Genomic DNA, 22,149 nt, shown 5'->3' with positions numbered 1-22,149 from the left:
GGCCGGGGGTGGGGTGGGTGGGTCAGTGGACGGCGGGGGTGACCGTCAGGGTGCCGGTTTCCGTGTCGAGGGTGGCCTCGGTGCCCACGGGGACGGTGAGCTGGCCGGGGCCGTGACCGATCGGCAGGCCGCCGAGGACGGGGACGCCGAGGTCGCCGAGGCGCTCGGAGAGCACGTCGGCCACGCCGACCGACCAGCCGTCCGCGCAGTCGGTGAACTGGCCCACCGCGATCCCGGCCAGCCCGTCCAGGACCCCGGCGCGGCGGAGCTGGGTGAGCATCCGGTCCACCTTGTAGGGCGGCTCCTGGACGTCCTCGGCGAGCAGGAGCGCGCCGGTCAGGTCCGGCATGTCCGGGGTGCCCAGCGACGCCACGACCAGGCAGAGGTTGCCGCCCAGCAGCGGGCCGGTGGCCCGGCCGGGTACGCGTACCGCGAAGGTCTCCTCCTCGGCGACGGCGCTCACCGCGACCGGTTCGGTGGTCATCAGGGCGGCGTGCAGCGACTCGGCCGAGCGCAGCGGCGTGCGCTCGTCCAGCCAGGCCGCCCCCGGGCCGTGCACGCCGGCCAGCCGGGCGCCCCGCCAGAGCGCGAACTGCAACGCCGTGATGTCGGAGAACCCGGCGACCACCTTCGGGTCGCGGCGTACGGCGGCCATGTCGATCGCGTCGACGATCCGCTGCGCGCCGTAGCCGCCCCGGGTGCAGATCACCCCGCGCACCTCGGGATCGGCGAACGCCGCGTTCAGGTCGGCGGCGCGCAGGTCGTCCGCGCCGGCGAGGTAGCCCTGCCGGGCGTACGCGTTCGGCGCCAGCACCGGCCGCAGTCCCCAGCCGGTGAGCAGCTCGACGCCCCGGGCCACCCGTTCCGGCCGGGTCGGCCCGGACGGCGACACCAGCATCACCGTGTCGCCGGGGCGCAGCGCCGGCGGTCGTACGGCGGTGGCGGGACTGGTGCGGGCGAGGTCGGACACAGCGGCAGAGCCTAGTCGCGCGGGCGGCTCATCCGTCGAGGTACTGCTCGGCGTACGCCCCCGACGGTGGGATGGGCGTGATCACGTCGATCAGCACCCGGTCGGGTGCGGCGACGATGAAGTGCCGCTGCCCGAAGTCCTCGTCGCGCAGCGGTAGTTCGGCGTGCAGTCCGCCCCGGACGACGAGCCGCTCCCATTCGGCGTCGACGTCGGTCACCTCCAGATTGAGCAGGAGTCCTCGCACGGGTGCCCGGTACGCCTCGGGCAGCGTCGGGTGCTGGTGGTCGAGCAGCGCCAGTTCGTACGCGGGCGGTCCCGGTCGGCGCAGGCTCACGTACCAGTCGGCCTCGAAGGTCGTCTCGAAGCCGAAGAAGCGTCGGTAGAAGTCGTGTGACTCGCGCAGCTGCGCGGTGCAGACGACGGGGTAGAAGCTGGTCAGGTTCATCTCGACCCTTTCGCATACCATCGGTATGTCGAGGACCGTATTTCACATACCGTTGGTATGTCAACGAGGGGGCGCGATGACCGAGGGTGTCCGGGCGCAGCAGCGGGAACAGACCCGGCGGGCCCTGGTGGCCGAGAGCCGGCAGCTGTTCGCCACCCGGGGCTACGCGGCGGTCGGCCTGGCGGAGATCGTGCGGGTGGCCGGAGTCACCAAGGGCGCGCTCTACCACCACTTCGCCGGCAAGGCCGAGCTGTTCCGGGCGGTGCTGGCGGAGGTGCAGCGGGAGGTGGCCCACCGGGTCGCCACGACCGCCGACGCCGAGGAGGACCCGTGGGCCCGGTTCACGGCGGGCTGCCAGGCGTTCCTCACCGCGAGCACCGATCCCGAGATCCAGCAGATCATGTTGATCGACGGCCCGGCGGTGCTCGGCTGGAACGAGTGGCGCGCGCTGGACGAGGCGGCGTCGGGCCGGCACCTGGCCGACGCGTTGACCCTGCTGATCGAGGAGGGGCTGATCGCGCCGCAGCCGGTGGCGCCCCTGACCCATCTGCTCTCGGGTGCGATGAACGAGGCGGCGCTCTGGATCGCCGGGGCGGCCGACCCGACCGCCCTGGCCGACACCCGTACCGCCCTGGCCCGGATGCTCGACGCGCTGCGCGCCCCCTGAGTCCGATCGTCCGCCGCGCCGGTGGAGGCGTTCCGGGGTCCGTCCGGGCCACCGGCTAGCCTCGACGTCGTGGCTACCGCGCTGGTGATCGAGAACGACCCGACCGACGACGTCCGCCGGCTGGGCGAGTGGCTGACCGAGGCCGGCCTCGACCTGTGGGTGGTCCGCGCCCACGCCGGTGACGAGATCCCCGCCGACCTGGAGGGATACTCGGCGCTGGTCGTGCTCGGCGGCGCGATGGCGCCGTACCCGCTGCCGGACGGGTCGCCCGCCGCGCCCTGGCTGCCGGCGCTGGAGGGGCTGCTGCGCAAGGCCGTCCGGCACCGGGTGCCGACCCTCGGCATCTGCCTCGGCGCGCAGCTGCTGGCCACCTCGCACGCCGGTGAGGTCGTACGCAGCCCGAGCGGCCCGGAGGTCGGCCCCTGCGTGGTCGGCAAGCGGGACGCCGCCGACACCGACCCGCTGTTCCGCTACGTCCCGCTGATCCCCGACGTGTTCCAGTGGCACGCCGACGAGATCACCGAGCTGCCCCGCGGCGCCACCCTGCTGGCGGCCTCCACCCGCTACCCCCACCAGGCGTTCCGCCTCGGCGACCGGGCCTGGGGGTTGCAGTTCCACATCGAGTGCGACACCGCCATGATCGCCGACTGGGCCGCCGACTCGAGGCTGCTGGCCGAGCTGGGCTACGACCCCGACCTGGTGGTGGCGGCCTGCCACGACGTGATGGTCGACGTCGAGGAGGTTTGGCAGCCGTTCGCCGCCCGGTTCGCCGCGCTGGCCCTCGGTGAGCTGGAGGACGCCACGCCCCGCCGCAGCCTGCCCCTGCTCGGGCAGTGATGAGCCGGCCGGCCAGGGCCGCGGGACGGCTCGCCCGCTACGGCTTCGGCACCGACGGCGGTGCCGGCGCCACCCGCGCCGCCGACCTGCTCGGCCCGGACGGGCTGGGACTGTGGCGGCCGGACGTGCAGGAGCCCACGGACGGCCGGGCGGCGGAGCTGCTCGCCGCGCTCTCCCGGGCCGCCGACCCGGACCTGGCGCTGCGCCAGCTGCACCGCATCGTCGAGGCCGAGCGCCGGATGGCCGCGAACGGCGCCGGCCAAGCCACGGGCCGTTCCGGGGGCAGGGCGCACCCCGGGACGCCGGTCGACCCCGAGCGTCGGGCGGCCCCGGAGCAGGTGCCGTCGGCGCTGCTGGCGGGGCTCGCCGACGACCCCGGCCTGCGCCGCCGGCTGATCGCCGTCCTCGGCGCCTCGTCGGCGCTCGGCGACCACCTGGTCGCCAACCCGGACCAGTGGCCGGCGCTGTGCACCGCCCCGGACGGGCTGGCGCCGACCGCCGAGGGGCGGCTCGACCTGTCCGGCGACGGGCAGCCGGTGGCGGTGCTGCGCAGGGCGTACCGGCTGGCGCTGTTGCGGATCGCGGCGGCCGACCTGACCGGCGGCCGGGGCCTGGAGCAGACCATGGCCGCGCTCTCCGCGCTGGCGGACGCGACCCTGGCGGCGGCGTACGAGATCGCGGTCGGCGAGCTGCCGGCGGGCACCCCCCGGCCCCGGCTGGCCGTCGTGGCGATGGGCAAGTGCGGCGGCGACGAGCTGAACTACGTCTCCGACGTCGACGTGATCTTCGTGGCCGCCGAGGACGACGACCTCGCCGCGGCCACCACCATCGCCACCCGGCTCATCCACGTCTGCGGGCTGGTCGCCTGGCCCGTCGACGCCGCCCTGCGCCCGGAGGGCAACCGTGGGCCGCTGGTCCGGACGCTGGCCAGCCACCTCGCCTACTACCGGCGGTGGGCGCGCACCTGGGAGTTCCAGGCGCTGCTCAAGGCGCGGCCGGCGGCCGGCGACCTGGCGCTGGGCCGGGAGTGGATCGACCAGCTCGCCCCGCTGGTGTGGCGGGCCGCCGAGCGGCCCGAGGCGGTCGAGGACGTCCGCGCCATGCGGCGCAAGATCATCGACAACATCCCGCCGAAGGAGCTGGAGCGCGAGATCAAGCGGGGTCCGGGCGGGCTGCGCGACATCGAGTTCGCCGTGCAGCTGCTGCAACTGGTGCACGGCCGGGGCGACGAGTCGCTGCGGGTGCCCGGCACCATCCCGGCGTTGCGCGCGCTGGTCGCCGGCGGCTACGTCGGCCGGGCCGACGGCGAGGCGCTGCTGCGCGGCTACCGCTTCCTGCGTGGCGTCGAGCACCGCCTCCAGCTCCAGGGGCTGCGCCGCACCCACACCGTGCCGACCGAGCCGACCGCGCTGCGCTGGCTGGCCGCCGCGCTGGGCCACACCGCCACGCCGGGCCGCAGCGCCGTCGAGGAGTTCCGCGCCGAGTGGGTCACCCACGCCGCCGAGGTACGCCGCCTGCACGCCAAGCTGCTCTACCGGCCGCTGCTGGAGTCGGTGGCCCGGGTGCCGGCCGACGGGCTGCGGCTGACCCCCGAGGCGGCCCGGCACCGGCTGGAGATCCTCGGCTTCGCCGACCCCGCCGGGGCGCTGCGTCACCTCCAGGCCCTCACCGGCGGGGTGAGCCGCACCGCCGCCATCCAGCGCACCCTGCTGCCGGTGCTGCTCAGCGAGTTCGCCGACGCCCCCGAGCCGGACCGCGGCCTGCTCAACTACCGGCAGGTCTCCGACAAGCTCGGCAGCACCCCCTGGTACCTGCGCCTGCTGCGCGACTCCGGGCCGGTGGCCCGCCGGCTGGCCCGGGTGCTCTCCTCCTCCCGGTACGCCGCCGACCTGCTGGCCCGCGAGCCGGAGGCGCTGCGGCTGCTGGCCGAGGAGAGCGAGCTGGCGCCCCGGCCCCGCACGGTCCTCTGCGAGGGCTTCGCCGCCGCGGCGGCCCGGCACGCCGACCCGGTCGAGGCCACCCGGGCGATCCGCGCGCTGCGCCGCCGGGAACTGGTCCGGATCGCCTGCGCCGACCTGCTGAGCCGGGCCGGCTCGCTGGCCCCGTCGCCGCCCCGGCCCGACGGCGGGCGCGCGGCGCTGGGCCTGGCCGACGTGACAGCCGTCGGCACCGCCCTGGCGGACGTCACCGATGCCACCCTGGCCGCCGCGCTGCGGGCCGCCCGGGCGGCCCAACCGCCCGTGCCGGGGCTGCGCTTCGCCGTCATCGGCGTGGGCCGCCTCGGCGGCTACGAGTCGAACTACCTGTCCGACGCCGACGTGCTCTTCGTCTACGACGCGCCCGCCGGTGCGGGCGACGGCGCGGCCAGCTCCGCCCGCGCGATCGCCGAGGAGCTGCGCCGGCTGCTCGGGATGCCCGCGCCCGACCCGGCGCTGGGCGTGGACGCCGACCTGCGCCCCGAGGGCCGACAGGGCCCGCTCGTGCGCAGCCTCGCCGCGTACGCGCAGTACTACGCCCGTTGGTCGAAGGTGTGGGAGGCGCAGGCGCTGCTGCGCGCCCGGTTCGTCTGCGGCGACGCCGACCTCGGCGCCGAGTTCGTGGCGATGGTCGACCCGGTGCGCTACCCGGCCGACGGGCTGAGCCGCGAGCAGGTGGTGGAGATCCGCCGGATCAAGGCGCGGGTGGAGCACGAGCGGCTGCCCCGGGGCGCCGACCCGGCCACCCACACCAAGCTGGGGCGGGGTGGCCTCGCCGACGTCGAGTGGGCGGTGCAGCTGCTCCAGCTCCGGCACGCGGGGGCGATCCCGGCGCTGCGCGGCACGCGTACGCTCGACGCCCTCGCGGCGGCCCGGGACGCGGGCCTGGTCGACCCGACGGACGCCACGGAGATGGCGGCCGGCTGGACGCTGGCCGCGCAGGTCCGCAACGCGCTGATGCTGGTCCGGGGCCGGGAGGGCGACCAGCTGCCCCGGCACGGCGTCGAGCTGGCCGGGGTGGTCCGGCTGCTGGGCCGCGACGATCCCGGCGAGTTCCTCGACGAGTACCTGCGGACCTGCCGCCGCTCCCGGGCGGCGATGGAACGGGTGCTCGACTCCTGAACCCGCCGCCCGGCCGGGTCGTCGCTGCGGAACTCAGCGGCGGCGGTGCACCAGCACCACGTGGTCGACCAGCTCGCCGGGCTCGCCGTTCGGGCCGGTGGCCTGCCGGCGCGGGGCGTCGAGCCGCTCGGTGTCCCACCGGTCGGGGTCGAGATCGAGCGCGGCCAGGGTCTCCTGCGGGGTGGAGAAGCGGGCGTGCGCGTGGTCGTGCCGCCCCCACGGCGGGACCTCGCCGTGCTCGACGATCAGCAGCCGGCCGCCGGGGGCCACGGCCCGGGCCGCCGATTGCAGCAGCTCCGCCCGGGGGAGCTCCAGCGGCGACTGGAGGAACTGCGCGGAGACCAGGTCGTACGTGCCCGGCGGGAAGGTCCGGGTGAGGTCGTGCCGGCGGAACTCGATGCGGGACGTGACCCCGGCGGCGGCCGCCTCCTCGGCCGCCCGGGCCAGGGCGGTCTCGGAGACGTCGACGGCGGTCACCCGCCAGCCCCGCGCGGCCAGCCAGAGCGCGTCGCCGCCCTCCCCGCAGCCGAGGTCCAGCACGGTGCCGGCCGGCAGCGAGCCGGCGACGTCGACCAGGATCGGGTTCGCCCGGCCGCTCCAGACCCTCTCGTGCCGCCCGTAGTGCTCCTCCCAGAACCGCGCGGTCTCCTCGTCCACGTCCGGGTGCCGCCGCCCGTCGTGGCCGGAGGTCGCGCTGGTGTCGTCGTGCCGGTGCTGCCCGGCCGTCGTGTCGTGGTGCACGTCTCGTCCTCCTGCTGCGCTGCCTGCGTGACCTGACCCGTCGATCGTGCGCGCCCGGCGGCAGAGGGAGCAAGAAACGTTGCCGGAACGGCAAATCCGGGCCGGTCGGCGCGCCGCCGCCCCGACCCGGCGACGGGCCGGCTGACGTGGTAGGACTGCCCGGTGCCGACGAACACCGCCGAACCATCCACCGCTCACGGGCGGGGAGACGTGGACGCGACGCGCGCCGTCCGTCGCACCCTGCGCGGCACGCTCCTGGTGGCGGCCGTGCTGGCGGGCGCGTTCCTGCTCGCGCCGTCCATGGGCACCGACCTGGCCGCGCAGGCGGCCCGCGCCGGCTTCGCCGCACGTCACGGCCTCGCCCCCGTCGACTTCTCCTGGTACGGCGGGGTCAACCAGTTCGGCTACAGCCTCTACACCCAGACGCTCGGTGCGGCGGTCGGGACACGGGTGGTCGGCGCGATCGCGGCGGTCGTCTCCGCCGTGGCGCTGGCCTGGCTGCTGATCCGGGCGCGGGCCCGCCGGCCGCTGGTCGGCGGGGTGCTCGGTGCCGTGGTGCTGGTGGGAAACCTGGCCAGCGGCCGGATCACCTTCGCGGTCGGCCTGATGCTGGGCCTGCTGGCCCTCTGCGCCGTCGCCTCCCGCCGCGGCCCTCGCCGGGGGCGGCTGGTGCTGGCTGCGGCGTTGGGAGCCCTCGCGACCTGGGGCAGCCCGGTCGCCGGCCTGTTCACCGGGCTGGCCGGGGGAGCCCTGCTGGTCACCGACGCGTGGCGGGCGCGGTCGCTGCGCGGGCTGCGGGCGGAGGGCCTGGTGCTGTGCCTGGCCCCGCTGGCCGCGATCGGACCGATGGCGCTGCTGTTCGGCAACGGCGGCCGGCAACCCTTCACCGCCGAGTCCATGCGGATCAACGTCGCGCTCGCCGTCGCGGTGCTCGCGTTCGTGCCGGTCCGGGTCCTGCGCGTCGGTGCCGCGCTCAGCGCGCTGCTGCTCGTGGCGGCCTACTACCTGCCCACCCCGATCGGGTCGAACGCGCTGCGCCTGCCGATGCTCTTCGCGCTACCGGTCGTCGCCGCGTTCGCCACGCTCGGCTCGCGGTGGCTGGCCGCCCTGCTGGCCGCCCTGCTCTGGTGGCAGTCGCCGGTGATGACCAGCGACCTGGCCCGGATGGGTTCCGCACCCGTGCACGCCGCGTTCCACGAACCGTTGCTGGACGAACTGCGTCGGCGGGCACCCGTTGGCCGGGTCGAGGTGGTGCCGCTGCGCGACCACTGGGAGAGCGCGTACGTGGCGGAGGCGGTGCCGTTGGCGCGCGGCTGGGAGCGGCAGGTCGACGTGGACCGCAACCCGCTGTTCTACGGCTCGGGACCCGACGCGGCCGAGTACGGCGACTGGCTGCGGCGCAACGCGGTCAGCTTCGTGGCCGTGGCGCCCGAGGACGTCCCCGACCGGTACGCGCGAAGCGAGGCGGCCCTCGTGCTCGCCGGGCAGCCGTACCTGCGTGAGGTGGCGCGGCCCGGGCGGTGGCGGCTCTACGAGGTGGTGGATCCGGCACCACTGGTCTCCCCTCCGGCCAGGCTCGTCGAGTCCACCGCCGCCGGCGTGCGGTTCACCGTCGACGCCCCCGCCGACGTCCTGGTACGTGTGCGCTGGTCCCGCTGGCTGTCGCTGCCGGGCGCCGACGGTTGCCTGCGCCCCGGTCCCGACGACTGGACGACCGTCCGCGCCCGGGCCGCCGGCACGTTCCGGATCACCAGCAGCCTCTCGCCGGCGGGGCAGTGCGGGCCAGAGCCCTCGTGACGCGACACCGGCCGTGACCGCCCGGGAGACACCGGGCAGCGCCCACCCGTGGGCGCCCGGCCGCCGTACTGGCAGCATGTCCGGCGTGCCTCACCACCTCGCGCGCTGGATCGGCCTGGCCGGCTCGACGCTGCTCGCCGTGGCCGCGTTCCTCGGCGGAGCGTTCCCCGACGGCGACCTGCGCCCCACCCCGGTCAGCATCTGGCAGGGCCCGTACGGCCCGCTGATCATCGCCACCTGGGCGGTCGGCACCGGCGCGATGGCGTACGCCTGGTGGGCGCTGCGCGACCGTGTGCCGTCGACCCGCTGGGCGCTGGTCACCGTCGGGCTGTGGCTGCTGCCGCTGCTTCTCACGCCGCCGCTGGGCAGCCGGGACGTCTACGCGTACGCCTGCCAGGGCGCCAGCTACGCCGCCGGGCTCAACCCGTACGAGCAGGGCGTCTCCGCTCTGCCGTGCCCGTGGCTGGACAGCATCTCCTACATCTGGCGGGACACCGCGGCGCCGTACGGGCCGCTGTTCGTGCTGCTCGCCGGTGCGGTGGTCGAGGCGACCGGGTCGCTGGTCGGCAGCATCGTGCTGTTCCGGCTGCTCGCCGTCGTCGGAGTGGGGCTGACCGCGGCCAGCCTGCCGGCGCTGGCCCGCCGCTGCGGCGTACCGGCCGGCCGGGCGGTCTGGCTGGCGCTGGGCTCGCCGGTGATCGGGGTGCACCTGGTCTCGGGGGCGCACAACGACGCGCTGATGGTGGGGCTGCTCGTCGCCGGGCTGGCCGTGGTGGTGTCCCGGCCGGGCCGCCCCGGGCCGCTGCTCGGCGGGGGAGTGCTGCTCGGGCTCGCCGCCGCCATCAAGGTGACCGCGCTGGTCGTGGTGCCGTTCGCCGCGCTGGCCGCGATCGTCGGGGCGTACTCGATCAGGGCGCTGCTGCGCGACGGCGGCTGGGTGGTCGGCGGGGCGGTCGCCGCCGTGATCGGCGCGACCCTCGCCACCGGCCTCGGCTTCGGCTGGGTGACCGGGCTGGAGCAGGGCGGCCTGGTGGTCGCCTGGACCTCGCCGTCGACGGCGGTGGGGCAGACCGTCGGCTACCTCGCCGCGCCGTTCGGCTGGCACGGCGACCCGCTGCCGGCCACCCGGGGGATCGGCATGGCGGCGCTGGCGCTGGTGCTGCTCTGGCTGTGGTGGCGGGCGCGCACCCGGGAGCCGATCTGGCACGCCGGCCTGGCGCTGGCCGCCACCGTCGCGCTCGCCCCGCTCTACCACCCCTGGTACTGGACGTGGCCGCTGGCGGTGCTCGCGGCCACGGCCCGGCGCACCGGGTGGTTCGCGGTCGTCGCGATCCTCTCGTCGTTCCTGGTGCTCGCCGACGGCACGGGGCTGCCCCGGTACACCAAGACCGTCGGGGCGCCGCTGATGACGCTGTTCGTGATCGTGGTGGTGGTCCGCTTGGTACGGTCGGCCCGGGCGGCCCGCCGGCCGGCCGCCGTGGACTGAGGAGAGGGACGCCGGTGACCACTCCCGGCACCCCGCCAGACCCGCCGCCTGACCCCTCGTCGCCATCGCTGTCGGGTGACCGCCCGCCGTTGCCGTCGTCTGACCCCTTGCCGCCTCCCGTTGCCGCCCGGCTCGCGCGTTACGCCGGGCTGGTCGGGGCGGTGCTGTTGGCCGTCGCCGGGTGGCTCGGTGGCGCGTTGCCGTCGACGCCGCGGGGCGCAAGCCCGGCGGGCGGGTGGCGCTCCGACGGTGGGCCACTGACGCTCGGCGCCTGGCTCGTCGGCACGAGCCTGCTGGTCGGCGCCTGGTGGGCGCTGCGCCGGGGGGCGCCGTCGACGCGGTGGGCGTACCGGACCGCCGGGCTGTGGGCGCTGCCGCTGCTGGCCGCGCCACCGCTGGGCAGCCGGGACGTCTACTCGTACGCCTGCCAGGGCTGGGCGTACGCGCACGGCGTCGACCCGTACGCCGTCGGCGTGGCCGGGGCCGGCTGCCCCTGGGTGGACGCGGTCGCCCCGATCTGGCGGGACACGCCGGCGCCGTACGGGCCGTTCTTCGTGCTGCTCGCCGCGCTGGCCGTGACCCTGGGCGGCGGCCTGGTGGGCGCGATCGTGGCGTTCCGGCTGCTCGCGGTCGCGGGGGTGCTGCTGACCGCCGTCTGCCTGGTCGGGCTGGCCCGGGCCACCGGCGTGCCCACCCGCCGGGCGGCCTGGCTGGCGCTGGCCGGCCCGCTGGTCGGGGTGCACCTGATCGCCGGCGCGCACAACGACGCGGTGATGCTCGGCCTGCTGACGCTGGGCCTGCTCGTGCTGGTCCGCCGGCCCGGCAGGCCGGGGCCGCTGCTGCTGGCCGGGGCGCTGCTCGGGCTGGCGGTGACCGTGAAGGCGACCGCCGTGGTCGTGCTCCCGTTCGCGGCGCTGGCCGCCGTGCCCGGCCGCCACACCGTACGGGCGCTGCTGCGCGACGGCGGCTGGCTGGCCGGCGGGGTGCTCGGCGCGGTGGCCGTCACCTCGCTGCTCTCCGGGCTCGGGCTCGGCTGGGTGGGCGGGCTGACCCGCAGCGGCGACTCGGAGCAGTGGACGTCCCCGCCCACGGCGGTCGGCTTCGTCGTCGACTACGCGGGCGGGCTCGCCGGCCGGGAGCCGGGCGCGGTGCCGGTCACCCGCGCGGCGGCCCTGCTGCTGCTCGCCGTGCTGGTGGCGGCGCTGTGGTGGCGGGCCTGGACGGGGCTGCGCCGGGCGAGCGGCGTGGGGCAGCGGGTGGCCCGCCCGGACGCCGCCCGCCCCCGGGCCGCGTTGCTCGGGGCCGGGCTGGCGCTGGCCGCCACGGTCGCGCTGGCCCCGGTCTTCCACCCCTGGTACGCCACCTGGCCGCTGACGCTGCTCGCGGTCGCCGCGACGCGTACGACCTGGTTCGTGGCGCCCTGCGCGGCGGCGGCCTTCCTCGCCCTGCCCGACGGCACCAACCTGGCCCGGTTCAGCAAGGCCCCGGGCGCGCTGGCGATGACCGCGCTGGCGGCCGGGCTGGCGGTGTGGGGCCTGCTCCGACTCCGCCGGGCCGGTGCCGCATGCCCGGACTGAGGGGCCGTGCCGCGCGCCCGGCTGAGGTCCGTGGCGCGCTGCGGCTGGCAGGTCCATGATCGTGGGATGAGCGCAGCCGAGGAACCGTTACCGGGCAACGCCACCGCCGGTGTGGTGCGCGTCGGCGACACCGTGCGCCGTCCGGCCGGCCCCTGGACCGAGGCGGTGGACGCCCTGCTGGAACACCTGCACGCGGTGGGATTCTCCGGCGCGCCCCGACCCCTGGGCCGGGACGCGCAGGGCCGGCAGGTGCTGGAGTACGTCCCCGGCGAGGTCGGCGCGGCGTCGGGCACGTACCCGGTGGCGGACCTGTTCGCGATCGGCCGGATGCTGGCCGAGCTGCACGAGGCGCTGGCCGGCTTCACCCCGCCGGCCGGCGCGGCGTGGCAGCGGCTCATCCCGCCCGACCGGGAGGAACTCGTCTGCCACAACGACGTGGCCCCCTGGAACCTGATCAGGGCGGACCGGGGCTGGGTGCTCATCGACTGGGACGCCGCCGCGCCGGGCTCCCGGCTGTGGGACGTCGTGTACGCCGCGCAGAGCATGGCCGGCCTGCGCCCGGACCGGCCGGTGGCCGAGTCGGCGGCCCGGCTGCGCGCCTTCGCCGACGGCTACCGCCTCGACGAGGCGTCCCGCCCGGCCCTGGCCGGAATGCTCGGCCGCCGCGCCCGGGCGATGTACGACCTGCTGCGCGAGGGCGCGGAGCAGCGGCGCGAGCCGTGGGCCCGGATCTGGACCGAGGACGGCCCGTACTGGCTGGCCACCGCCGACCACCTCGCCGCCCACACGCGGGAATGGGAGGCGGCCCTGCGCTGACCGCCCTCCCGCCACCGCGAGCGAACCTCGGCGAGGGCCGCTCCGCCCCTCACCGCCGAGGCCGGATGTCGCCACCTGGCGCCGAGGCGGAGCCCCGCCACCCGCCGCCCGGGTGCCGCTGCCCCTTGTTCACGGGACCCGCTCGGTGGTACGCCCGCAGGTTGGGCAGCGGTCGCTGGTGCCGACCGGCCCGGGTCCGCGTAGGCGTTTGCGCAGGGCGATCGCCAACGGCAGCAGCGCGGGGCCGGCCAGGCCGACCACGACGGCCGTCGCGGCGAGGGCGTCCCAGCCGGGGTTGGGTGCGCCGCGCATGTTGCCGTCGAGCGCGCCGGCCAGCGGCTGAAGGAAGAGCAAGCCGACCGGGGGCAGCAGCACCAGCAGCGCCCAGCCGCCCCGGTGGTCGGCCCGCAGGGCCAGCCCCGCGCCGAGCAGCAGCACCACGCCGAGCAGCGTCACGGCGGCGCCGGGCAGGATCCCGCTCGCCGTCCAGCCGTGGTAGCTGACGTAGGAGTCGTAGCGGGGCAGCAGGTTGACACTCGTGAGGCCGGCGGCGGCCACCGCGAGCAGGGGCGCCGTCCGGATCAGCGCCGGCAGCCGTTCGGGCAGGGCCAGCGCCACCAGCCCCAGCCCGACCTGTGGCAGCAGCACGAACAGCGGTGGTCGGGGCAGGCCCGCGAGGGCCGCAACCGGTACGACCGCGACCGTGAGTAGCAGGGCCAGGGCCACCGCGCGGCGGGTCCACCGACCCGGTGCCGCCGCGTGCACGGCCGCGGCGAGCAGCCAGGCCGCCCACACCCCGATCCCGAGCGAGACGAACGGTCCGGCATGCGGCACGCCCCACTGCGCCATCGGCGGGTGCAGCTCCAGCCCCGACCAGGTCCCCGCCAGCGCCGTCGCGGTGAGGAAGGCGAGGACGGCGGCGAGGCGTACGCCCGGGATCAGGTCGGCGGCCCCGGCGGCCCGCAGCCGCTGGCGCAGGCCGCCGCGCACGAGGTCCGCGGCGTCCGCGGGCGAGGGCCAGCGTCGCCCCGGCCCGGCCAGGTCGAGGTAGGTGCCGACGATCTCCGCGCCGCGCGCCCGCCGGTATTCGGCCGGGTAGGCGCGCAGCAGGCGGTGGTAGCGCCGCTCCAGCTCGCTCATGCCAACCCCCCGGCGGTACGCGGGGCGAGCGGTCGGGCCGCGCGGGCGCGCAGGCGGGCGGTGGCGGCCTCGACGTTGCGGCGCAGGCGCTCGGTCTCGGCGCTCAGCGTGGCGTCGCCGGCGGGGGAGAGGCGGTAGTAGCGGCGCAGTCGGCCATCCACCACCTCCTCGCGGTCGACCTCGACCAGGCCGGCGTCGGTCAGCCGGTCGAGCGCGCCGTAGAGGGTGCCGGGCCGCAGCGACACGCGCCCGTCGGAGAGGGCGGCGACCTCGCCGATCAGGCCGTAGCCGTGCATCGGCTCGCCGGCCAGCGCGGTGAGGATCAGGAAGGTGGGTTCGCGCAGCGGTGTGTCCACGCCAGCAATATAACGGACGCGAAGATATGCAGTGGCCCGTTACGTGCTGAACCTGCTCCGGCCGCCTCGACGGCGCGCTGGAGACGCCGATCGGCACCTCGACGGGCGAGGTAGGGGCGCCGATCGCGCGTCGAGTGGAACACCACGGGTGTCAAAGCCCTCCCGTGACACCCATGGTGTTCCACCGGCCGCGATCGCGGAGCCGGTCGGGCGGAGGGCGGTCGCGCCGGAGCCGGTCGGGCGGAGGGCGGTCGCGCCGGGGCCGGTCGGCTGGGGAGGTCGGGGCGGAGTTGGTCGGGCCGGGGGCAGTCAGGCCGAGGGCGGGTGGGCCGAGGGCGGGTGGCTGTGGGCGGGAAGGTGCGTGGCGCGGCAGGGGTGCGGTGACACGCAGGAAGGCCCCGGGGGAGCCGGGGCCTTCCTGGGGTGTTCTGCTGCGTCAGCAGTCGAAGTACATGGCGAACTCGTGCGGGGTCGGGCGCAGGCGCACCGGGTCGACCTCGTTGGTGCGCTTCCACTCGATCCAGGTCGAGATCAGGTCGGGGGTGAACACCCCGCCGTCGAGCAGGTAGTCGTGGTCGGCTTCGAGGGAGTCGAGCACCGCCGACAGCGAGCCCGGCACCTGCTTGACGTCGCCCCACTCCTCCGGCGGGAGGTCGTAGAGGTCCTTGTCGATCGGCGCCGGCGGCTCGATCTTGCTCTTGATGCCGTCGAGGCCGGCCATCATCATCGCCGAGAAGGCCAGGTAGACGTTGGCCGACGGGTCCGGCACGCGGAACTCGACGCGCTTGGCCTTCGGGTTGCTGCCGGTCACCGGGATGCGGGTGCAGGCGGAGCGGTTGCGCTGCGAGTAGACCAGGTTGACCGGCGCCTCGAAGCCCGGCACCAGCCGGCGGTACGAGTTGACCGTCGGGTTGGTGAAGGCCAGCAGCGACGGGGCGTGGTGCAGCAGACCGCCGATGTACCAGCGGGCCATGTCCGACAGGCCGGCGTAGCCGGTCTCGTCGTAGAACAGCGGCTCGCCGTTGAGCCACAGGCTCTGGTGGGTGTGCATGCCGGAGCCGTTGTCGCCGAAGAGCGGCTTCGGCATGAACGTGGCGGTCTTGCCGTTGGCCCAGGTCTCGTTCTTCACGATGTACTTGAAGAGCTGGAGCTGGTCGGCCGCGTGCAGCAGCGTCGAGAACCGGTAGTTGATCTCGGACTGGCCGGCGGTGCCCACCTCGTGGTGCGAGCGCTCCACGGTGAACCCGCTGTCGACCAGCCGGCGCACGATGCTGTCGCGCAGGTCGGCGAGGTGGTCGACCGGCGGCACCGGGAAGTAGCCGCCCTTGTACGCGGTCTTGTAGCCGCGGTTGCCGCCCGGCTCCTCGCGGCCGGTGTTCCAGGCGCCCTCGATCGAGTCGATGTAGTAGAACGACTGGTGCGCCGAGGTCTCGTGGCGGATGGAGTCGAAGATGTAGAACTCCGCCTCCGCGCCGAAGTACGCGGTGTCGGCGATGCCGCTGGCGGCCAGGTAGGCCTCGGCCTTCTTCGCCACGTTGCGCGGGTCCCGGCTGTAGGCCTCGCGGGTGAACGGGTCGTGGATGAAGAAGTTGAGCGCGAGGGTCTTCTGCGCCCGGAAGGGGTCGATGAAGGCGGTGGCGACGTCCGGGAGCAGGAGCATGTCCGACTCGTGGATCGCCTGGAAACCGCGGATCGACGACCCGTCGAAGGCTAGGCCCTCGGTGAAGAAGGCATCGTCGACGGACTCGACCGGCAGGTTGAAGTGCTGCATCACGCCGGGCAGGTCACAGAACCGTACGTCGACGAACCTCACGTCCTCGTTCTTGAGGTATCGCAGGAGTTCCTCGGGATTGGCGAACACACGTCCTCCTGGCACGTCCACGGGTGGCTAGGCTCTTGGCGACGCTATGGCCGCGCGGTTGCCCGGCCATGTCTTGAGTGTTTCTGCCGTGTTACGTCCCTCGCGGAGCGTCATCCGCGCCGCTCGGGCGGGCCGGACCGGGCGACGGGACACCACCGGCTGTGCCATTCTATTGACACTTGCTCGCTTTCGCCCCTTTTTGCTGCCCGGGTGCGGGCGACCGTCACCGATCCGTCCACACCCCCTGGATACCCTTGACCGTTGTGACCAAGCCGCATGATCGCCCCGTACCGCCCGCGTCGGATCCCGCCTTCACCCCGCCCAGCCTGGGGCGCCGGTTCGGCGCGCTGGTGATCGACTGGGTGCTCTGCCTGCTCGTCGCCGGGGGCTTCGCCGACCCGGTCCGTGACGGGTGGGCGCCCGTGCTGGTGCTGATCGTCGAGTACGGCTTCTTCCTCGGGCTCTTCGCGCAGACGCCGGGCATGTTCATCACGAAGGTCCGCTGCGTCGCCTGGGCCGACGGCGGTCGCATCGGGGTGGCCCGGGCACTGCTGCGCGGCCTGCTGCTCGCCCTGGTCGTCCCGGCCCTGCTGATGGACGGCCACCGCCGCGGCCTGCACGACCGCCTGGCGGGCTCCGTCGTCACCGACGCCCCCCGCCCCTGAGAAGCACGAAGAGCCGGGCCCGCGAGCAGGCCCGGCTCTTTCGCGTACGCGTCGGAAGGTCAGCGACCGCGCGTCTGGCGGAACGCGCCCCGCGCGGGCCGCATGTTCTTCGGGATCGCGCCCTTGGGCATCTGCGGGCGGGCGGTGAGCGCCTTGAGCCGCTTGTCCAGCGAGTTGACGTCCTTGCCACTGAGGTTGCGCGGCAGCCGCATCAGCGTCATGCGCAGCTTGCGGATCGGCAGCTCGCCCTCCTCCTGCCCGATCACGTAGTCGAAGAGCGGAGCGGAGCCGATCACCTTCGCCAGCCGCCGCTTCTCCTGGCCGAGCAGCCCGCGTACCCGCTGCGGGTTGCCCTCCGCCAGCAGGATCACCCCGGGCCGGCCGATGACCAGGTGGACCATGTCCATCTGCGTGGTGGAGCTGACCGCCGGGGTCACCCGCCAGTCGCCCCGCATGCTCTCCATGATCTGGGCCGCCGCGCCGGGCTGCCCCTCGGCGGCGTTCATCATCGCCCGGTTGGACCGCAGGTTGAGCACGATCAGCAGGCAGAGCAGGGCGAACAGGATGCCCAGCGGCAGCCAGATCCAGCCCCAGAGCAGGACCGCGACCACGGTGAGCGCGAGCGGGATCAGCACCGCGCCGGCGGCCAACGGCGCGAACCACCGGTCCTGCTTGGCGGTGAACTTGAACACCATCCCGATCTGCTTCAGCCGCTGGCCGAACGAGACCTTCTCCTGGGGCTTTGCCATGCCGCAGAGTCTAGTGGTCGCCGCACGTCGCGTTGTCCGCGGCCGGGGCTGGGTACCTCACGCCGCCGTACCGCTGCCGAGGGCCGCGAGGAGGACGGGGGAGCGGGCGGACCCGGACCGACCTCCCGTGCGTGTCCGGCCCGCACCGGCTCCAGCTCCGCGCCGGCCCGCCCTGGCTCCAGCTCGGCGCCGGCCCGCCCTGGGCTCCGGCTCCGCCGGGCTGCACCGGCTCCAGCTGGGCGCCGGCTGCGGCTTGCCCGGGCCCGCGCCGGCTGCGGCTTGCCCGGGCCCGCGCCGGCTGCGGCTTGCCCGGGCCCGCGCCGGCTGCGGCTCGCCGGGGCCCGCGCCGGCTGCGGCTCGCCGGGGCCCGCGCCACCGCCGAGGAACTGGTGGACCGCGCCCTGGCCTGGGGTGGAGGCGTCGGTCAGGAGCGGGGCAGGTAGATCCGCCAGCCGGGGACGGTGACCAGGTCGAACGCGGCCGGGTCGGCGTGCCGGCGCTCGTCCAGGCGGGCCGCCAGCGGTGAGCCGGCCGGCGCGACCCAGGCCGGTGCCGTCGACTGCCGCACCGCCCGGCGGTACGGCAGGTACCGGTCGTGCCCCGGGCGCAGGTCGTCGTCGACGACCGCGCAGAGCACGTCCTCGCGGGTGGCGAAGGTGAGCCGGTTGCAGGTCCAGTAACCGCCGTACACGTGCCGGACGCCCCGCTGGCGCAGCGCGGCGACCAGTCCGGCGTGCCGGGCCTCGGCGGCGCGGGCGGCCGGCGCGGCGTCGACCGCGCCGGCGGTGGCCACGGCGGCGGTGCCCAGCGTCGCCGCGAGCACCAGGACCGCCGCGACACCCGTCATACCCCGGCGGGCGGCCGACCAGAGCGGCCAGAGCAGGGCCGGAACGGAGATGAGCAGGCAGGACAGGTACCGGGAGCTTTCCACCGGCGTGCGGCCCGCGGCACTGCTGGCCGTGTACAGGGCGAGCGTCCCGACGGCCGCGCCCACCAGGGCGAGCCGGACCGCCCCGCCGGTCGCCACGATGGATCTTGGACAGTTGCCGTCGGCCCTGAACGGCAACTGTCCAAGATCTGCGACGGGTGGGCGCAGCGCGCGCCAGGCCGAGAGGGCCGCCGCGAGGAGCAGCAGGGGGAGGGCGACCGCCCACCAGAGCTGGCCGGGCGTGCAGTGGCTGGGGGAGCAGAAGCCCATGCCCAGCGGCGGGCCGAGCACCAGCCCGCCGTGCAGCCGCTCCGCCCAGCCGGCGGGCTGCCCCGAGCCACCGGCGGCGAGCACCGCCGCGACCGGATTGCGCCCCGTCGCCAGGCTGTGCACCAGCAGCGGCCCGGCCCCGACGAGCGCGGCGGCACCGAGCAGCACCCCGGCCCGGCCGCGCAGCTCCCGCCGGCCGTACGCGAGAAGCACCGCGCCGGTCGCCGCCACGTACGGCAGCACCAGCGGGTCCACCCAGAGCATCAGCCCGGCCAGGAAGCCCCACCCCGCCCAGCGCGGCAGCCGGCGTCCCGGCCGGCCGGCCGCCAGGTCGTACGCCAGCATGGCCAGCGCCACCCCGGCCGCGTTCATCTCCGGGTACCCGCCCCCGGCGATGAGCTGGTTCTTCACCACCCGGTCCGAGCCGAGCGCCAGCAGCGCCACGACGAGCAGGGCGAACCAGTGGTCCCCGGTCAGCCGCAGCGTCAGCCGCCAGGCGAGCACGACGAAGACCGCGTACAGGGCGAGGGTGGGCAGGCGCAGCCCGAGCGTCGACGGGCCGACCAGCGCGAACACCGGCGCGGCCAGGTAGGCCTCCAGCGTGCCCATGTACGCCTGGCCGTAGAACCAGACGGGGAACTCCTGCCCGCGGGAGATGTGCAGCGCGGCCAGGCCCATGGTGGCCTCGTCGCTGTTGGTCGGCGGCGCGTCGTGCAGCAGCAGGCCGAGGCGGTAGCCGGTCCCGGCCACGACGGCGAGCACGGCGAGGACGGTCGGCAGCACGGGCCGGTCGGGCGGGAGCGCGGGACGCGAGTCACGCCACCGCTGGCGTACGCCGACCGTCATGAGCCGATCATGGCAGTTTGCCGCCGGCCCGTGGTCGAACGGTGCCGGCGCGTCGCCGGGGTGGTCAGCCGGCGGTGACCGGAAGGCCCTCGCGGGCCTCGAGCGCCTGCCGGTAGAGCCGCCCGGCCCGGTACGACGAGCGCACCAGCGGCCCGCTCATCACGCCCGCGAAGCCGATCTCCTCGGCCTCCTCGCGCAGCTCGACGAACTCCTCCGGCTTGACCCAGCGGGTGACGGGGTGGTGCCGGGGGGTGGGGCGCAGGTACTGCGTGATGGTGATCAGCTCGCAGCCGGCCTCGTGCAGGTCGCGCAGCGCCTGGGAGACCTCGGCGCGCTCCTCGCCCATGCCCAGGATCAGGTTGGACTTGGTGACCAGCCCGTCGGCGCGGGCCTGCCGGATCACGTCCAGCGACCGCTCGTAGCGGAAGGCCGGCCGGATCCGCTTGAAGATCCGCGGCACGGTCTCCACGTTGTGGGCGAGCACCTCCGGCCGGGCGCCGAAGACCTCGGCGAGCTGCTCGGGGACCGCGTTGAAGTCGGGGATCAGCAGCTCGACGCCGCAGCCGGGCTGGAGGGCGTGGATCTGCCGGACGGTCTCGGCGTAGAGCCAGGCGCCGCCGTCGGGCAGGTCGTCGCGGGCTACCCCGGTGATGGTCGCGTAGCGCAGGCCCATCGAGACCACCGACTCGGCGACGCGGCGCGGCTCGTCGGCGTCGAACTCGGCCGGCTTGCCGGTGTCGATCTGGCAGAAGTCGCAGCGCCGGGTGCACTGGTCGCCACCGATGAGGAAGGTGGCCTCCCGGTCCTCCCAGCACTCGTAGATGTTGGGGCAGCCGGCCTCCTGGCAGACGGTGTGCAGCCCCTCGCGCGAGACGAGCCCGCGCAGCTGGGTGTACTCCGGCCCCATCTTGGCCTTGACCTTGATCCACGGCGGTTTGCGCTCGATCGGCGTCTCGGCGTTGCGCGCCTCGATCCGCAGGAGGCGCCGCCCCTCGGGGGCGGGCGTCGTCGTGCGCGCTGCCTGGCCGGTCGTCGGCGCGGAGTGCTCGATCGTCACAAAACCGAGCCTACGCCCGACGGCCGCCGTCGATGTAGCTCGGGCGACCGGCGTCACCCCGGGAGTGTTGTGACGCCGGACACCGGGGCCGGGAAAAACCAGTCACAGGAGCCTCGGCCGGGGTGCTAGCGTGCCCGCCAGAGCTGTGACGGAGCCGACTAGCGCCCCGACCCGCCAGTTGAAGAGAGCCGCCGGTTGCTGCGAGGCGGTCTGGCACCGGGCGCGCGAAGACCCTCCCGAGCTGCGGGAAGAACGGCATGCAAGGAAGGGCACCTTCTTAACGCCTCCGGTAGAGGAAGGGTCCCCTCCTTACACGCAGAGCCCAGTAGAGCCCGCCCGGCTGGCCCCGGTGAAAAGGCGACGAACGAGGCTCCCGTCCGCGGGGGCGAAGGTGTGGTGGCACCGCGAGGTTTCCCGCTCGCCCACACCTGACGGGGTTGGGGCGACGCCCGCCACCCCGCTGGCAGGCGTCGCGATCGACCGAGAGGCAGCCCTGCCATGCCACGTGTCCTGTCCCGCCAACTCTCCGCCCATGTCGACGCGCCCGTCCGGATCGCCGGCTGGGTGCACCGCCGCCGGCTGCTCAAGTCGGTGGCCTTCCTGATCGTCCGGGACTCCGCCGGCCTGACCCAGGTGGTGGTCACCGACCCGGCCGTGCGCGCCGAGGTGGAGGCACTCACCGAGGAGACGGTCGTCGAGGTCTCCGGCACGGTGGTCGCGAACCCGACCGCGCCCGCCGGGGTCGAGCTGACCGAGCCGACGGTACGACCACTCGGCCCGCCCGCCGTACCGCCGCCGTTCGACCTGTACCGGCCGGCGCTCACCGCGAGCCTGCCCACCCAGCTCGACCACGCGCCCGTCGCGCTGCGCCACCCGACCCGCTCGGCGGCGCTGCGCGTCTCGGCGGCGGCGGTGGCCGGCTTCCGGGCCACGCTCGACGCCCGCGACTTCGTGGAGATCCACACGCCGAAGGTGGTGGGCTCGTCCACCGAGAGCGGGGCGAACGTCTTCGCCCTGGACTGGTTCGGCCGGCCCGCGTACCTGGCGCAGTCGCCGCAGTTCTACAAGCAGCTCATGGTCGGCGTCTTCGAGCGCGTCTACGAGGTGGGGCCGGTGTTCCGGGCCGAGCCGCACGACACCGTCCGGCATCTGGCGCAGTACACCTCGCTCGACGCCGAGCTGGGCTTCGTCGCCGACCACCGGGACGTCATGGCCGTGCTGCGGCACACCGTGGCCGGCATGCTCGACGCGGTACGCGAGCGGGCCGGGGCCGCGCTCGCCACCCTCGGGGTGTCGGCGCCGGACGTGCCGGCCGAGATCCCCGCCGTGCACTTCACCGAGGCGCTCAGGATCGCGGGCGCGCCGGCCGACGAGCCGGACCTGGCCCCGGCGCACGAGCGGGCGCTGGGCGAGTGGGCGCGGCGGGAGCACGGCTCGGAGTTCCTCTTCGTCACCGGGTACCCGATGGCGAAGCGGCCCTTCTACACCCACCCGGACCCGGCGCGGCCCGCGTACTCCAACGGGTTCGACCTGCTCTTCCGGGGGCTGGAGCTGGTGACGGGCGGGCAGCGGCTGCACCGGCACGCCGACTACCTGGCGGCGCTCGCCGCCCGGGGCGAGCCGGTCGAGCCGTACGCCGGCTACGTCGACGCGTTCCGGCACGGGATGCCGCCGCACGGCGGTTTCGCCATCGGCCTGGAACGCTTCGTGGCCCGCCTGACTGGCGCGGCCAACGTCCGGGAGGTGACCGCCTTCCCGCGCGACCTCCACCGCCTCACCCCGTAGCCCGCTGCCCCTCCCCCCTCCCCCTGGCCCACGTTGATCATGAAGTTGTTGTCGTCGG

General features: G+C 75.4%; 18 protein-coding genes. 9 read left to right on the top strand and 9 right to left on the bottom strand.

What is annotated here, in order from left to right; translation table 11 throughout:
- Positions 1–22 precede the first annotated feature (22 nt).
- Both RM555_RS29375 and RM555_RS29370 read right to left on the bottom strand, forming a co-directional pair.
- Positions 23–898: a S66 peptidase family protein gene (locus RM555_RS29375; protein WP_311414762.1), complete on the bottom strand. Its 876-nt coding sequence runs from the start codon at positions 896–898 to the stop codon at positions 23–25.
- Between the two features lie 100 nt (positions 899–998).
- Positions 999–1,415, bottom strand: coding sequence for a VOC family protein (locus RM555_RS29370; protein ID WP_311414760.1), 417 nt, complete (start codon positions 1,413–1,415; stop codon positions 999–1,001).
- A gap of 76 nt (positions 1,416–1,491) precedes the next feature.
- Here RM555_RS29370 and RM555_RS29365 point away from each other — a divergent pair, with 76 nt between their 5' ends.
- The 3 genes from RM555_RS29365 to RM555_RS29355 all read left to right on the top strand — a co-directional run bounded on the left by RM555_RS29365 (position 1,492) and on the right by RM555_RS29355 (position 6,017).
- Positions 1,492–2,082 (top strand): TetR/AcrR family transcriptional regulator, encoded by a 591-nt coding sequence (locus RM555_RS29365; RefSeq protein ID WP_311414759.1) that lies wholly within the window; start codon positions 1,492–1,494, stop codon positions 2,080–2,082.
- Between the two features lie 69 nt (positions 2,083–2,151).
- Complete coding sequence (locus tag RM555_RS29360) at positions 2,152–2,919, top strand: type 1 glutamine amidotransferase (RefSeq protein ID WP_132237334.1); 768 nt, start codon at positions 2,152–2,154, stop codon at positions 2,917–2,919.
- Positions 2,919–6,017, top strand: coding sequence for a bifunctional [glutamine synthetase] adenylyltransferase/[glutamine synthetase]-adenylyl-L-tyrosine phosphorylase (locus RM555_RS29355; RefSeq protein ID WP_311414758.1), 3,099 nt, complete (start codon positions 2,919–2,921; stop codon positions 6,015–6,017). Before RM555_RS29360 ends, RM555_RS29355 begins: the two co-directional genes overlap by 1 nt.
- 33 nt (positions 6,018–6,050) lie before the next feature.
- Here RM555_RS29355 and RM555_RS29350 read toward each other — a convergent pair whose 3' ends face one another.
- A complete protein-coding gene (locus tag RM555_RS29350) occupies positions 6,051–6,758 on the bottom strand; it encodes an SAM-dependent methyltransferase (RefSeq protein WP_311414757.1) in 708 nt (235 codons plus the stop codon).
- Positions 6,759–6,968: 210 nt separating this feature from the next.
- Between RM555_RS29350 and RM555_RS29345 the strand changes: the two genes are divergently transcribed.
- From RM555_RS29345 to RM555_RS29330, 4 genes are all read left to right on the top strand, one after another.
- Positions 6,969–8,555 carry a hypothetical protein gene (locus RM555_RS29345; protein WP_311414756.1) on the top strand — a complete coding sequence of 529 codons (1,587 nt, stop codon included), beginning with the start codon at positions 6,969–6,971 and terminating at the stop codon, positions 8,553–8,555.
- An 85-nt stretch (positions 8,556–8,640) separates the two neighbouring features.
- Positions 8,641–10,041: a polyprenol phosphomannose-dependent alpha 1,6 mannosyltransferase MptB gene (gene mptB / locus RM555_RS29340; protein WP_311414755.1), complete on the top strand. Its 1,401-nt coding sequence runs from the start codon at positions 8,641–8,643 to the stop codon at positions 10,039–10,041.
- A gap of 107 nt (positions 10,042–10,148) precedes the next feature.
- Positions 10,149–11,618 carry a polyprenol phosphomannose-dependent alpha 1,6 mannosyltransferase MptB gene (gene mptB, locus RM555_RS29335; protein ID WP_311414754.1) on the top strand — a complete coding sequence of 490 codons (1,470 nt, stop codon included), beginning with the start codon at positions 10,149–10,151 and terminating at the stop codon, positions 11,616–11,618.
- Between the two features lie 66 nt (positions 11,619–11,684).
- Complete coding sequence (locus tag RM555_RS29330) at positions 11,685–12,434, top strand: phosphotransferase (RefSeq protein ID WP_311414753.1); 750 nt, start codon at positions 11,685–11,687, stop codon at positions 12,432–12,434.
- A gap of 129 nt (positions 12,435–12,563) precedes the next feature.
- On the opposite strand, the gene RM555_RS29325 is transcribed toward RM555_RS29330, so the two are convergent.
- The 3 genes from RM555_RS29325 to glnA form a co-directional block, all read right to left on the bottom strand.
- A complete protein-coding gene (locus RM555_RS29325; protein ID WP_311414752.1) occupies positions 12,564–13,574 on the bottom strand; it encodes a hypothetical protein in 1,011 nt (336 codons plus the stop codon).
- Positions 13,571–13,930: a PadR family transcriptional regulator gene (locus RM555_RS29320; protein WP_132237346.1), complete on the bottom strand. Its 360-nt coding sequence runs from the start codon at positions 13,928–13,930 to the stop codon at positions 13,571–13,573. The genes RM555_RS29325 and RM555_RS29320 overlap by 4 nt, the downstream gene beginning before the upstream one ends.
- Before the next feature lie 436 nt (positions 13,931–14,366).
- Entirely contained in the window at positions 14,367–15,791 is a 1,425-nt protein-coding gene (gene glnA / locus RM555_RS29315) for a type I glutamate--ammonia ligase (RefSeq protein ID WP_132236059.1), read from the bottom strand.
- A gap of 263 nt (positions 15,792–16,054) precedes the next feature.
- On the opposite strand from glnA, the gene RM555_RS29310 reads away from it, so the two are divergent.
- Positions 16,055–16,456: an RDD family protein gene (locus RM555_RS29310; protein ID WP_132236061.1), complete on the top strand. Its 402-nt coding sequence runs from the start codon at positions 16,055–16,057 to the stop codon at positions 16,454–16,456.
- Between the two features lie 59 nt (positions 16,457–16,515).
- Here the strand turns inward: RM555_RS29310 and RM555_RS29305 are convergent, their stop codons facing one another.
- From RM555_RS29305 to lipA, 3 genes are all read right to left on the bottom strand, one after another.
- On the bottom strand, positions 16,516–17,205 hold the full coding sequence (locus RM555_RS29305) for a DUF4191 domain-containing protein (protein ID WP_132236063.1): 690 nt from the start codon (positions 17,203–17,205) through the stop codon (positions 16,516–16,518).
- Positions 17,206–17,629: 424 nt separating this feature from the next.
- On the bottom strand, positions 17,630–19,249 hold the full coding sequence (locus tag RM555_RS29300) for a hypothetical protein (RefSeq protein ID WP_311414751.1): 1,620 nt from the start codon (positions 19,247–19,249) through the stop codon (positions 17,630–17,632).
- A 64-nt stretch (positions 19,250–19,313) separates the two neighbouring features.
- A complete protein-coding gene (lipA, locus tag RM555_RS29295) occupies positions 19,314–20,363 on the bottom strand; it encodes a lipoyl synthase (protein ID WP_311414750.1) in 1,050 nt (349 codons plus the stop codon).
- 441 nt (positions 20,364–20,804) lie between these two features.
- Here lipA and aspS point away from each other — a divergent pair, with 441 nt between their 5' ends.
- Entirely contained in the window at positions 20,805–22,091 is a 1,287-nt protein-coding gene (aspS, locus tag RM555_RS29290) for an aspartate--tRNA(Asn) ligase (RefSeq protein WP_311414749.1), read from the top strand.
- Positions 22,092–22,149: the final 58 nt, after the last annotated feature.

It is taken from the genome of Micromonospora reichwaldensis (genome assembly GCF_031845925.1).
In the GTDB taxonomy this organism is placed as follows: domain Bacteria; phylum Actinomycetota; class Actinomycetes; order Mycobacteriales; family Micromonosporaceae; genus Micromonospora; species Micromonospora reichwaldensis.
Note: the sequence above shows the minus strand (reverse complement) of the source record. Positions and strands in the feature narration are given on the sequence as shown.

Excerpts from the sequence above, each read along its gene's own strand:
- RM555_RS29365 (WP_311414759.1), top strand. The coding sequence starts at position 1,492 with ATGACCGAGGGTGTCCGGGCGCAGCAGCGGGAACAGACCCGGCGGGCC.
- RM555_RS29330 (WP_311414753.1), top strand. The coding sequence starts at position 11,685 with ATGAGCGCAGCCGAGGAACCGTTACCGGGCAACGCCACCGCCGGTGTG.
- RM555_RS29370 (WP_311414760.1), bottom strand. The coding sequence starts at position 1,415 with ATGAACCTGACCAGCTTCTACCCCGTCGTCTGCACCGCGCAGCTGCGC.
- RM555_RS29325 (WP_311414752.1), bottom strand. The coding sequence starts at position 13,574 with ATGAGCGAGCTGGAGCGGCGCTACCACCGCCTGCTGCGCGCCTACCCG.
- aspS (WP_311414749.1), top strand. The coding sequence starts at position 20,805 with ATGCCACGTGTCCTGTCCCGCCAACTCTCCGCCCATGTCGACGCGCCC.
- RM555_RS29375 (WP_311414762.1), bottom strand. The coding sequence starts at position 898 with ATGCTGGTGTCGCCGTCCGGGCCGACCCGGCCGGAACGGGTGGCCCGG.
- RM555_RS29300 (WP_311414751.1), bottom strand. The coding sequence starts at position 19,249 with ATGACGGTCGGCGTACGCCAGCGGTGGCGTGACTCGCGTCCCGCGCTC.
- RM555_RS29305 (WP_132236063.1), bottom strand. The coding sequence starts at position 17,205 with ATGGCAAAGCCCCAGGAGAAGGTCTCGTTCGGCCAGCGGCTGAAGCAG.
- RM555_RS29355 (WP_311414758.1), top strand. The coding sequence starts at position 2,919 with ATGAGCCGGCCGGCCAGGGCCGCGGGACGGCTCGCCCGCTACGGCTTC.